Genomic DNA, 12,157 nt, shown 5'->3' with positions numbered 1-12,157 from the left:
CGTCGGCCAGTAGCCTGGCCACGTGCTGAGCCGGTTGCGCGACCACCGTTGGGTCCGCCTGATCTTCGTGCTGGCCGTCCTCGGGTGCGCGGGGTACGCGCTGTACGCCCGGTGGGACGAGGCCGAGTCGGCGCTGCGCACCCTCTCCCCCGGCTTCGTCGCCGCCTCCGTCGCGGCCGCGCTGGCCGGGCTCGGCGCGCAGATGATGGCCTGGCGGGCGATCCTTGCCGACCTGGGCTCGCCGCTGCCGGTGGGCGCCGCTGCCCGGGTGATGTTCGTCGGGCAGCTCGGCAAGTACCTCCCCGGGTCGGTGTGGGCGTTCGTCGCCCAGGTGGAACTGGCCCGTGACCGCGACGTCGCCCGGCAGCGGGGCTACACCGCGACCGTGCTCGCGGTCGTGGTGACCCTCACCGTGAACCTGGCCGTGGCCGCGGCGACCCTCCCGTTCGCCGCACAGGACGCGGCGGTGCGGTGGTGGTGGGTGCTGGCCTGCGCACCCGTCCTCCTGGCCGCGCTGCACCCGCGCGTCGTGACGCGGGCGATCCACACCGCGCTGCGGCTCACCCGGCGCTCCCGGGACGTCCCCGACGGCGAACCGGAGCGCGTCAGCGGCCGCGGGATGGCGGCGGCCGTGGGCTGGTCGGTACTCGCGTGGGTGCCGCTGGCCCTGCACATCTGGGTGCTGGTGCTGGGCGCCGGCGGGCACGGGCCGACCGCCCTGCCCGCGGCCGCCGGAGCCTATGCCCTGGCCTGGACGCTGGGCGTGCTGTTCGTCATCGCCCCCGCCGGCATCGGCGTCCGCGAACTCGTCATGGTGGTCGCCCTCTCCCCCGTCCTCAGCCCGGGCTCCGCCCTGGTCGTTGCGGCGCTGTCGCGGCTGGTCATGACGGTGGCCGATATCGTGTGGGCGGGTGCGGCGCTGGCATTCACCCGATCGGCCGCACCGGCGCGGTGAGCGCGTCGACGTAGGGGTCCCAGTAGGGCTCCGGGTCCACCGGGCGCACTCCGCCGCGCAGCCGCTCCGCCACACCCTCGGCGTAGAACTCCGCAAGGGCGCGGGCCAGGTCGGCGGCGTCGTCGGGCGCGCACAGCAGCCCGTCCGCACCGTCGCGGACGTGGTCGGGCAGGGTGCCCGCGCGGGTGGCGACGACCGGGACGCCGTGCGCGTGGGCGAGCCACACGTTCTGGGTGGCGGTCGCCGACCGGTACGGCAGGACCACGGCATCGGCGGCGGCGAACAGCTCCGCCAGCTCGCCGGCCGGGACATAGCCCTCACGGAACTCCACGCGGTCGGCGATGCCGAGGTCGGCCGCGAGCGCCCGCAGGTCGCCGGACCCGCCCCAGAACTCCCCGGCGACGGTCAGCCGCACCGTCGGCGGCGCGCCCCGGGCCAGCGCGCGCAGCAGCACGTCGACGCCCTTGTAAGGGCGCACGATCCCGAAGAACAGCAGGTGGTGGCGGCGCGCCTCGGCGGGGTGGGCGGGCGGCGGCCCGCCGGTCTCCGGCAGGTGCGGGGGTATCTCGGCCATCAGCACCCGCGTGTCCGCGCCCCGAGCCAGCCCGCGGGCGAGCGACTCCTGGTCGGGCGAGTGGGTGAGGACGCCGTCGACGCGGCGCAGCAGCGCCCGCATCAGGGTGGCGTCGGCCGGCCCCGGCTCGTGCGGCACGACGTTGTGGCAGAGCGCGACCGTGCGGGTCCGGCGCCCCACTCCGGCGAGCACGCCCAGGTAGGCGGGCACCTGGACGGGCGAGAACACGGTGAGCACCGTGAGCGCACCAGGTCCCCGGTGTCCGGCCGCGCGGCCGGCGCGCCACCAGCCGTCCGGCCGGTACCAGGCCAGCTCGTGCCGGGTGTTCGGGAACGGTTCGCCCTCGGGCACGTCGATGGTCTGGCGCCCCGGGTAGAGCAGTGCGGGGTACTGCGCCCGCCACGACTCGATGAGGACGTCGTGCCCCCGCCGCGCGAGCCGGTGCGCGAGCTCGGTGGTGTGCCGGGCGCCACCGCCCTTGTACGGGTGGGCCGGCCCGACCAGCGTGATGCGCATGCGCCCCCCTCCTTTCCTCTCACGGAACCCTCACCCAAGTCGCCGCCCCGCCCCCTCCGTTGATCTCGGAGATATCGGGGTGTCGGCGCCGATTTTTGCCCCGATATCTCCGAGATCAACGGAGGAGGAGGGGTCACATGCCGTCGCGGGAGCGCACGATCAGGTCCGCGAGCAGCGCCATGGAGCCCACGATCAGGCCCGTCATGAGCAGCATGATGGTGTTGTTCGGGATGTAGAGCGGCGACCTGACCATGTCGAACGCGAACTTGACCGCGCCGATACCGACCAGCCACAGCGCCACCGGCATCAGCACCTTGAGCGGGTTGAAGTACATCACCATCCGCAGCACCTGCAGGATGTAGCGGTAGGCGTCGCGGACGAAGTGGAACTTGGAGTCGCCCGCGCGCTTGTCGTAGCTGATCGGCACGTAGTGCACCGGGTGCTGGTTGGAGAGGAACGCCAGGGTGATCGTGGTGACGCAGGAGAACCCGGGCGGTAGCAGCCGCAGGTAGGGCAGGGAGACCTCGCGGCGGAAGGCCCGCAGGCCGGAGTTGAGGTCGGGGATCGTGGTGTTGGTGAGCCGCTCGGCGATCTTGCGGATCACCCACTTGGTCGGGATCCGCAGCAACCGGTGGCTGCCGGACTCCCGTATCCGGGCACCCACGACCTGGTCCATCTCCGGGTCGGCGTCGAGCAGCGCGACCAACTCCGGGATGCGCTCGTTGGGGTAGGTCATGTCCGCGTCGGTCCACACCACGATGTCGCCGCGCGCCCGCTGGGTGCCGATCCGGCGCACCGTCCCCGCACCGCCGTTGTGCCCGAAGGCGATGACGCGCATGTGCGGGTAGGACGGCTCGGCCTCGCGCAGCCGGGCCAGGGTTCCGTCGGTCGACGCGTCGTCGATCGCGAGCAGCTCGTAGGCGTAGCCGGAGGCGTCCATGGCCGCGCAGATCCGCTCGATCTCCAACACCACGTGGTCCTGCTCGTTGAAGCAGGGCAGCACGATGGTGACGTGGGGGTCGGTGTCCGGAGCGCCGGGAGCCTCCGGTCCGTCCGGTGTCGGCCTTTCGGCCGCTTCGTGCATCTCGCTCACGGTCGGCCAAGGATAGTCGGGGGAGATATACCGTTCTGCGGTCATCGGACCACCGCGATCCACACGTCGCCGTGGAAGGCCCAGGGGCCGGACGGCGGGCGCATCAGGGTGCTCGGGTCGGCGGCGCTCTCCACCTCGAACGGGTGCTCCTTGGGGGTGCCGGGCGGGACGTAGGTGTCCAGGGTCTCGGGGGCCGACGCGGCCAGGACCGGGGTGCGGCCACGGTCGCGGATCTCACCGGTCACCCGGCCGACCGCCTCGGTGTCGGTGTCCAGGGCCCGCGCGGTCGGAACCCCGCACATCCCCCGGATGAGCTGCATGTAGTTCCCGGCCGACCCGTCCACCATGACCACGCTGGCATCCTCCGGCAGCGCGGCGCACAGGTCCCCTGCAGCCGCGACCGACCCGATATCGGATCGATAGGTCATCACCCCGGCGGCGGTGATCGCCGTGGGGGTCAGCATGACCAGTCCGCCGGCCGCGGCCACGACCACGGCCCCCGTCCGCCCCGGATCCAGCCGTCCGGCGATCGGCCCCGACCCGGCCGGCTCGGCGGGGAGACGCCGCGCGAGCCACGCCGTGAACCAGACCGCGAAGAGGATGAACGCGGGGATCACCAGGACGATCAGGCGGCGGCTGGCCCAGGGGTGGTCCGGGGTGATCGCCGGCCGGACCAGGGTGGTGGCGACCGTCCAGACGAGCACCATCGTCGGCAGCACCCACTGGGGCTCGCGGCGGTGCAGCATCCGGTGCAGCAGCACCGCCAGGCCAAGGGTCGCGAGCAGCACCGTCCCCACCCCGATATACCAGGTGACCCAGTACAGGCTCATCTCCTCATACGTGCGCTCCGGGTCGACGGGCAACCCCTCGATCTGCTGGATCTGCCCGATGTAGACGCCGGTGGCCTCGTCTCCGTGCCCGTACTGGACGAGCAGGAGCGGCCGCAGCGCGAGCCCGACGACCACGAGGACCGCCAGCACGGCGACGGCCGCCGGCAGCCACCTCGGCCGATCGGTGCGGGGCACGCCGTGCCGCCACAGCAGCGCCGTGGCCAGCGCGATCAGGGCGACGATGACGGCGCTGAGCGCCAGCAGAGGGTTGAGCGAGTCCGACAGGTACTCCAGGTAGGGCGCCGAGAGTCCGAATCCGGCGACGAACCCGTAGCCGAGCCCCAGCACCAGCCCGGCGAGCATGGGCAGGGCCTGGCCGCGCCGGGCGAGCAGGAGCAGCGCTATGAAGCCGACGACCGGCAGCAGGTCGCGGATCGCGTCGATCCGCACGACCAGGCCGAGCCCGAACACCAGGCCCGCCACGGCGGCGAGCGCGTGCGCGCTCCCCCAGCGGTCGCGCGGCTCGCTACGGCGCGATAGCGCATCGAAGGCCAGACACAAGGCACCGAGCATCAGCACCTGCGCCGCGATCTCGCTGTAGGTGGCGCGGCTGATCCACTGCTGGGTCTGGCACACGGCCAGCAGCAGGGCCGCCAGGGGCGCCCAGCGCGACCCGATGAGTCGGGCGGCCAGTCCGGCGAAGGTCAGTACCCCCAGCGCGCCGATGATCGGAGCCGCCACCAGCATCCCGGGGATGTCGCCGATCCAGTACCCGACGGAGAGGATCAGCGGCAGCCCGGCGAGGAACTGCGGCCAGATGTCCGTGCCCACCTCGTAGTAGGCGAGGCTGCCGTACCCGAGGGCGGGGTCGTCGCCCGCGATCAGCTCGCGGTCCTGGGGGATCGGCAGCGAGCCGTGCTGCGCGATCCACGCGGTGAACTGGGCGTAGGAGGCGGGGTCACGCCGGATCACCAGCACTTCGCCGTGGTAGAGGACCTGCACCACCGCGAACACCGCGGTGATGAGCGCGACGGCGGCCACCGGCCACCAGGGCACGTCGCGCTCGGGCAGGTCGGGGACCCAGCGGGGGACGAGGGCCAGCGCGGCCAGCACGGCCGGGCCGCCCAGCAGCGCCCCGGTCATCGGGGTGAAGTGGCCGACGACCAGGAGCGGAAAGGCCACCAGCAGCCAGGCGGCCAGGGCGACGGCGGGGACGATCGTGACACGGGCGAGCAGGCGACCGGGGGTCAGGCTCATAGGGGCAACTGTTCCAGTTCTCGGCTGCGCACCGGATAAGGAACGGCCCACGCACGACACAGGCCGTGGGGACCCCGCCGCGGCAGGGCGGCGATCGGTCATGGGGGCGGATCCTCACCGGAGCGCTGAGCGGGGTGCGGAGATCTCGGATTTCCCGGCGAACCTACCGAACACCCGGCTCCCGCCCACAATCCGGCCGTGTTGCGCCCGGTCCGCAAACCCGGTAGCGGGGTGGGCGTGACGCCTGTGGGTGCCGGCGATCGAGGACAACCGCCGTGGCCCCCGAGTAGCATGTGCGGGATCCGTCCGCGCCCGACCGTCCCCGGGCCATACGCAAGGACCCTGCGTGACCGAGGAAACCCCCTGGGAGCTGTGGCGCTCCGCTGTGGCCGCCGACCCGGCCCGCCCGTTCGTCACCGCCTACGACGCCGATACCGGCGGCCGTGTCGAGCTCTCGTACGCCACCTTCGACAACTGGGTGGCCAAGACCGCCAACATGCTGGTCGACGGGATGGGTGCGGAGCCGGGTGAGCGCGTCGTACTCGCCCTGCCGGTGCACTGGCAGACCCTGGTGTGGATGCTGGCCTGCTGGTCGACCGGGCTCACCGTCGTCCCCGCCCCCGCGGGGGAGGTCCCCGAGGGCGATATCGCCGTCGCCGACGCGGCCCGCCTGGACGCGGCCCTGGCCACCGGCGCCCGCGAGGTCGTGGGCACGTCCCTGCACCCCCTCGGCGCACCGCTGGCCGACTGCCCGCCGGCCGCCACCGACTACACCGTTGAGGTCCGGTCCTACGGCGACCACTTCACACCCGTGACGCCGCCGATCGCCTCGGCCACCGCATTGGACGGCCCGTCCCCGGCGACGGCTGCCGATCTGGTCGCCGCGGCCCGGAGAACGGCAACGGATTGGCGGCTGACAGCGGACGACCGAGTGGCTATGATCACCTCGGCGCCGGATTCCCTCACGGTTCTGGGGAAGGACCTCTCCCGCTTCCTCGGGCCGCTGTCCCGCGCCGTGCCGCTCGTACTCCTCCCAGGTATCGATTCGGCTAACCTGCAATCACGGCTTGATATGGAACGTGCCACCGCGATCGTTGGCACGCCGCCCGACACCCCCGCGCTCACGGGCGGTATCCGGCCGCTGTCCTGACGCCTAACCCTCTCTTGGTGCCCAATGCCCAGAAAACGCTCCTCATCTCGCGGCTCCGCGCGGGGCCACGCCGCGCAGAAGAAGTCGTCGAGGTCCCTCCCCTCCAAGAAGAATCGCCTCTCCCCCAGCGCGTGGATCGCCGTCATCACCACGGGGCTCGTCATCGGTAGCAGCCTCACCGCCTATGCCGCCTACATCGACATCGCCGGCGGCATCAGTCGGGAGAACGTCGACACCGACGCGTTCGGCGACCGCCCGAGCAAGGTCGAGGGCGTGGTCAACATCATGATCATCGGCACCGACAAGCGCGACGGTGACAACGCGAACTACGGCGAGGCGGAGGGCGAGCGCCCCGACACCCTCGCGATCGCGCACATCTCGCCGCAGCGCGAGACGGCCACGATCGTCAACCTCCCCCGCGACTCGATGGTGCAGCTGCCCGCCTGCCCGGCGTCGGAGGGCTACACCGGCTCCGACCCCCAGCTGGGCATGATCAACTCGGCGATGACCTACGGCGGGGTCAGCTGCCTGTGGGACACCGTGGAGAAGGCCACCAACGTCCGCATCGACCACTTCGTCAGCGTCGACTTCACCGGGTTCAAGGGAATGGTCGACGCGCTCGGCGGCGTGGAGATGTGCATCCCCGAGGCGATCCACGACACGAAGGCCGGCGACCTCGATCTGGCGGCCGGGGAGCAGGTGCTCAAGGGCGAGGAGGCGCTGGGCTACGTGCGCTCCCGCAAGGGCCAGGGCGACGGCAGCGACCTGATGCGCATCGACCGCCAGCAGGAGTTCATGGCGGCCATGGCGCGCCAGGTGATGAGCGGCGACACCCTGAAGAGCCCGTCCAACCTCTACTCCTTCCTCAACGAGGTCACCGACTCGATCACCAGCGACGACGAGCTGACCATCGACACCATGGCCGACATCGCCATCGCGATGCGCGAGGTGGACCTCAAGGACATCAACTTCGTCACGGTCCCCAACGAGCCGTGGCCGCAGAACGAGAACCGGGTCCAGTGGGTCACCCCCGACGCCGAGCAGCTGTTCCAGGCCATCGCGACCGACGAGTACGGCGGTGATGACAGCGGGGACGACGCCGCGGCCGACGACGACGCCGGAGCCGAGGAGGAGAGCGTCGAGCCCGGCGATGTCGGTGTCGAGGTCATCAATGGCGTCGGTACGACCGGCCTGGCCGACCAGGTCTCCGCGATTCTGCGGGAGCGCGGCTTCAGCGTCAGCGGTACCGGCAACCCCGAGGGTGTGATCCCCGAGGCGAGCACGGTCTACTACGCCCCGGGAGCCAAGGCCGCGGCCGACCTCGTGGCCAAGGAGGCGATGAACGCCACCGTCGAGGAGGACTCCTCGCTCAGCGGCAACCAGGTACAGCTGGTCATGTCGAGCGACTGGCGCGGCTTCAAGGACAAGGGCGTCAGCGGGGACGTGCCCGGCTCGGTGAAGAACAAGAGCGCCGCCGACAGCACCACGACCTCCGTCTGCTGATCGGAGGCGACGGCACGTGCGACACGGCCGAGGCCGCACCCGGAACACCGGGTGCGGCCTCGGCCTTTCGCCGCCCTACGCGGCGATGGCGCCTTGCAGGTCGACCGGTTCGGGGGCGGTGCCGTTGACGATCAGGTCGGTCCACATGGCGCACACCCGCTCCAGCGCGTAATTGCCGGTGATCTCGGCCTTCGCCGCCGAGCGGGCGGCGTCGAAGCGGCCCTCGGCGACGGTCGCGTGGATCGCGTCGGCCATCGCCGCGGTGTCGTCGTGCAGCCAGCGGCGCGAGTAGATGGTGTCGGCGCCCGGCCAGCCGAGCACGGCGGGCACCCCGCCCGAGGCGGCGCACTCGGCCGGGGCCAGGTGGAAGCTCTCGTCGTCGCTGGTCGACAGCATGAACCCGACGCGGCGCAGCCACGTCGCCACGTCCGGCCCGAACGGGTCGAAGACCACGCCGTCGGCCAGCAGCGGGTCGCGCTGGATGGTGCGGTAGACGCGCTCGTAGTAGGCGCGCTCCTCCGGCCGGTTCCAGATCCACCAGTAGTCCCACGGCTGCTTCGACTTGACCGCGAGCGTGTAGCGCGGGTCCCGCCGGCGCAGCTCGGCCAGGACCTCCAGCCCGCGGTCGAGCCGCTTGCGCGACGGCGCGATGCCGATCATGCCCAGGGTGAACTCGGCGCCGGGCAGCTTGGGCCGGTCCAGCTGGTCGACGTCCACCCAGTTGGGCAGGGTGACCACCTTGTCGGCCGGCCACGAGGCCAGTTCCCGGGTGAGCGAGGCGTAGTGGGGGCTGACGCAGATGATCGCGTCGACCTTGTCGATGTCGAGTTTGCGCGGCCACTCCGCGTACAGCTCGAAGCGGTGCAGCCGGACGACCAGCCGCTGGCCGGGCCGCTTGTACCGGGAGTAGAACAGCGCGTTGGGACCGCACCACTCGCAGATGACGACGTCGGCCCAGGCCGCCAGCTCCCGGCTGCGGTACTGGTCGTGGTCGCGCAGCCCGTCCCACTCGTCCAGGCGCACCTCAAGCCCGGGCAGGGACATCAGGTGGTCGGCGAGCCGGGTGAAGAACTTCAGGTCGTGGCCGGCGATGACCACCTTGAGCGGGCGCTGCGTGTCGGTCCCGGCCGGGGCGGTGGGGTGGGCGAGGTCGAGGTAGCCGCGCAACCGCTCGGCGGCCCGTTCCAGGGTGAAGCGGGCGGCGGCCGCCCGGCAGCGCTCGGCCGCCTCGGCGTAGATCCGGGGGTCGGCGGCGAGCGTGAGGGTGTCCGCCACGGTGGCGGTGCCGTCCGACGCGCCGGCGTCGACGAACAGCGGGTAGTCGGCGCCGAGCAGCTCCTCGTGCATGGGCGTGCGGTTGACCACCACCGGCAGGCCCAGCGCCCCCAGCTCCAGCACCTTGGTGGACAGCTCCAGGCTGGCGTCCATCTCCGCGGCGCGCCAGGACAGTCCCACGTCGCAGGCGGCCGACAGCCGCAGCGCCTCGGCGCGCGGCCTGCCGCCGTGCCAGGTCACCCCGTGTGTGCCCTCCAGGGCCTTGGCCATCCGCTTGGCCCACTCCGGTGAGTCGCGGTGGATCTTGTCGCCGATCATGTGCAGCTCGGCGTCGACCCCGCGCTCGGCGAGGGCGGCGGGCAGCCCGGTCATCTCCAGGGTGTTCCAGCGCGGCGCGAACTTGCCGGTGTAGACGAGCCGCAGCCGCTCACCGGGAGCGCCCGGGCCCGACACGCCCTCGGGCACCACCACGACCGGCGGGAACAGCACGCTCTTGCCGCAGGCCGCGGGTACCGCCGACTCCAGGAAGCAGCGCAGCTCCTCGGTCTGGCAGAGCAGGAACCGCGAGGCCACCGCGATGTCGGTGAGCTCGGAGACCGCCGTGGAGGTCATCTCGGCGACGTTCTGCGGGACGTCGGTGAGGTAGGTCCACAGCCGCCCGGCCAGCGCCTCGGACTGCGCGGCGATCGAGGCGAGTCGGCGGCCGCGCACGACCACCAGGTCGAAGCGCTGCTCGGTGTCGAACCGGGTCATCAGGGTGACGGCCTGGTCGGGGGTGAGCCCGCGAGGTCCCAGGTCGCCCAGCAGCTTCTCCTCATAGGGGCGGCGCAGGGTGACGCCGGACGCCCCGTCGAGCGGCGCCACCAGCCGGTCGGTGGTGACCGGGGCCTTGAGCAGCAGGGTGACCTCGCATCCGGCGGTGGCCAGCGCCTGGGTCATCGACTGTGCCCAGATCGCCGAACCGTCGATGATGTTCAGGTCGACATCCCCGTAGACAAGGGCGCGTAGCGGCTTCGCCCGCTGTTGGTCGGTCACGTGTTTCCCTTCAAGACCCGTCCCCGGGACCCGCCCCGATGGACTCCCGCGCGGCCGCCGCACCCCGAGGTGCGGGACGGGCACGGGTGTTGTGCCGCTGACTGTTCACAGGTGCGCACCGGCGCGGTCCGCTCAGCCCCCATCGGGGGCGCTCCCCACCTGCCCCGGGGCGGACTCCCGGTCGGCTTCGGGCTGGGGCCCCAGGGCGAGCAGCCGCGCCCCGTGCCGGTTCCACACCCCCGGCTGCAGACCGCGCCGCACCAGGTCGGTGCGGGCCAGGTCCGGTTCGATGGCGCTGACGAAGACGTAGTCCTGGTCGGCCACGGCGGTGCCGACCGGGTCGGCTGCGGTGTCGGCCGCGCCGACCGGGGCACTCCCCCACCAGGGCACGGCCGGGCCGACGGCGTCGGCGCCGGAGCACTCGGCGGCGCACAGGAGGTCGGCGAGGAACGCCGACCCCCGCGGCGCGCGCCACAGCGCGACCCACGGCGCCGTGGCCGCGCCGGCCAGGGCCGCCCACTCGGTGGGGCGGGGCTCGCGGGCGCCGCCGTTCGAGCCGGCCACGCGGGCGGTGCGCAGCGGGATCCCGGCGGACCGCAACCGCTGTACCCCGGCGAGGTGGTCGACGTCGTCCGGCAGCACGACCTCGGCGGGCGCGTACTCCTGCTTGAGGAGGTCGTCGGCGAGCGCGAGGGAGGTGATGTCGTCCGGGGGCGCGGCGAGCACCGCGACCTGGCGGGTACGCAGCGCCAGCGACGGGCTGCCGGAGCCGGGCGCGAAGTCGAGTCGGCCGAGGATGTCGGCGAGCCGGACGGGGGTGGCGTCGGTGAGGAACAGCGAGCGCAGCACCAGCCGGAGCTCCTCGGGGCTGAGCGGTCCGGCGGCGCGGACGCGGGCGAGCCCGTCGGCGGCCGCCCCGGAGCGCAGTGCGGAGGCGTCCACGGGGACGCGCACACGGCCGCGCGGTCCGGCCGGGCGCTCGGCATCGGACTCCGCGGCGCCGCCGAGCAGCAGGGCGCGCGCCCCGCAGGCCATGGCGCGGTCGGCCAGGACCGGGTCGTCGACGACGACGGTGGTGGCGGCCCGCAGCGCGGCGGGCTCCTCGGCCCAGCCGGGCTCGGTGCGGCGCACCCCGCCCTCGCGCACCAGCATGTCGACGAGGCGGTCGGCCACCACTCCGCGGTGTCCGGCGGAGGGCAGGTGGAGGGGGTCGGTGGTGCGCTCCGGTTCGGCCGCGATGGGGTTGAAGCGGTGCAGCGGGACGCCGACGCCGCCGTCGCAGACCAGGCCGAACGGGAGCGTGGCCAGTGCCGGGGGCGCGGGCGCGTCGGTGAGCAGGACCGAGGGGACGCCGCGCGCGGCGGCGGCCTCGACGACCCAGTTGAGTGCGCGGGTGCGGTCGCCCGAGGCTGGGTCGCCGACATGCGCCCACAGGCTGCCGGGCGCCGCGGCGGACGCCGACACCAGCACCACGTCGACGTCGACGGACTCGAAGACCACCTGGGCGTCCTGCGGGCGCAGCGCGACGACGCGGACATAGGGTTCGACGGCGGCGTGCACCTCGGGCGAGAGTACGCCGGCGACGACGAGGCGGTCGTCTCGGGTGCCGATGTTCCCGGCCAGCAGGCGCGCCTCCTGGCGCTCGGCGTCGTACGAGCGCACCGGCTGGGGCCTGCGGCGTCCCCCGGTGCTCTGCCGCGTGGCGCCGCTCTTGCGCCACAGCCGGAACAGGTCGCGCGGCAGCCGGACGAGTCCGCGGCCGGGCCGCTTGGCCGCGGCGGTGAGTGCGCGGCCGACCTGCAGGGAGGTCGATCCTTCCAGGGCGGCGAGACGCGCCTGGGCCTCCTGCAGCTGGGCCTCCCTCTCCGAGAGCGCCTGCCGCAGCTGTTCGGTCTGGCTCTGTTCACGCCGTTTCACGGGTGTCATCCTGCCTTGCGGTATCGAAGAACGGGGGATCGGTGGCGGGGTG

The 12,157-nt window shown here is 73.0% G+C and carries 8 protein-coding genes; 3 read left to right on the top strand and 5 right to left on the bottom strand.

Features of this window, described 5'->3' with window-relative positions; translation table 11 throughout:
* Positions 1-22: 22 nt before the first annotated feature.
* Positions 23-955 carry a lysylphosphatidylglycerol synthase domain-containing protein gene (locus HNR23_RS00815; protein ID WP_184072507.1) on the top strand — a complete coding sequence of 311 codons (933 nt, stop codon included), beginning with the start codon at positions 23-25 and terminating at the stop codon, positions 953-955.
* Here HNR23_RS00815 and HNR23_RS00810 read toward each other — a convergent pair.
* The 3 genes from HNR23_RS00810 to HNR23_RS00800 all read right to left on the bottom strand — a co-directional run bounded on the left by HNR23_RS00810 (position 927) and on the right by HNR23_RS00800 (position 5,225).
* Positions 927-2,045, bottom strand: a complete 1,119-nt coding sequence (locus tag HNR23_RS00810; protein WP_184072505.1) for a glycosyltransferase family 4 protein — start codon at positions 2,043-2,045, stop codon at positions 927-929. The genes HNR23_RS00815 and HNR23_RS00810 overlap by 29 nt on opposite strands.
* Before the next feature lie 133 nt (positions 2,046-2,178).
* The gene (locus HNR23_RS00805) at positions 2,179-3,129 is read right to left on the bottom strand and encodes a glycosyltransferase family 2 protein (protein WP_184079681.1); all 951 of its coding nucleotides are present in this window, start codon (positions 3,127-3,129) and stop codon (positions 2,179-2,181) included.
* A 50-nt stretch (positions 3,130-3,179) separates the two neighbouring features.
* Entirely contained in the window at positions 3,180-5,225 is a 2,046-nt protein-coding gene (locus tag HNR23_RS00800) for a hypothetical protein (protein ID WP_184072503.1), read from the bottom strand.
* A 346-nt stretch (positions 5,226-5,571) separates the two neighbouring features.
* Between HNR23_RS00800 and HNR23_RS00795 the strand changes: the two genes are divergently transcribed.
* Both HNR23_RS00795 and HNR23_RS00790 read left to right on the top strand, forming a co-directional pair.
* On the top strand, positions 5,572-6,375 hold the full coding sequence (locus HNR23_RS00795; protein WP_184072501.1) for a TIGR03089 family protein: 804 nt from the start codon (positions 5,572-5,574) through the stop codon (positions 6,373-6,375).
* A 24-nt stretch (positions 6,376-6,399) separates the two neighbouring features.
* A complete protein-coding gene (locus HNR23_RS00790; protein ID WP_184072499.1) occupies positions 6,400-7,878 on the top strand; it encodes an LCP family protein in 1,479 nt (492 codons plus the stop codon).
* Positions 7,879-7,953: 75 nt separating this feature from the next.
* On the opposite strand, the gene HNR23_RS00785 is transcribed toward HNR23_RS00790, so the two are convergent.
* Positions 7,954-10,092 (bottom strand): glycosyltransferase, encoded by a 2,139-nt coding sequence (locus HNR23_RS00785; protein ID WP_246421877.1) that lies wholly within the window; start codon positions 10,090-10,092, stop codon positions 7,954-7,956.
* A 228-nt stretch (positions 10,093-10,320) separates the two neighbouring features.
* Positions 10,321-12,105 carry a hypothetical protein gene (locus HNR23_RS00780; protein ID WP_184072495.1) on the bottom strand — a complete coding sequence of 595 codons (1,785 nt, stop codon included), beginning with the start codon at positions 12,103-12,105 and terminating at the stop codon, positions 10,321-10,323.
* Positions 12,106-12,157 lie beyond the last annotated feature (52 nt).

This window comes from Nocardiopsis mwathae (assembly GCF_014201195.1).
GTDB lineage: Bacteria > Actinomycetota > Actinomycetes > Streptosporangiales > Streptosporangiaceae > Nocardiopsis_C > Nocardiopsis_C mwathae.
Note: the sequence above shows the minus strand (reverse complement) of the source record. Positions and strands in the feature narration are given on the sequence as shown.

Bases quoted from the DNA above. Each gene is read 5' to 3' on its own strand.
- HNR23_RS00810 (WP_184072505.1), bottom strand. From the start codon at position 2,045: ATGCGCATCACGCTGGTCGGGCCGGCCCACCCGTACAAGGGCGGTGGC.
- HNR23_RS00805 (WP_184079681.1), bottom strand. From the start codon at position 3,129: ATGCACGAAGCGGCCGAAAGGCCGACACCGGACGGACCGGAGGCTCCC.
- HNR23_RS00800 (WP_184072503.1), bottom strand. From the start codon at position 5,225: ATGAGCCTGACCCCCGGTCGCCTGCTCGCCCGTGTCACGATCGTCCCC.
- HNR23_RS00790 (WP_184072499.1), top strand. From the start codon at position 6,400: ATGCCCAGAAAACGCTCCTCATCTCGCGGCTCCGCGCGGGGCCACGCC.
- HNR23_RS00785 (WP_246421877.1), bottom strand. From the start codon at position 10,092: ATGACCCAGGCGCTGGCCACCGCCGGATGCGAGGTCACCCTGCTGCTC.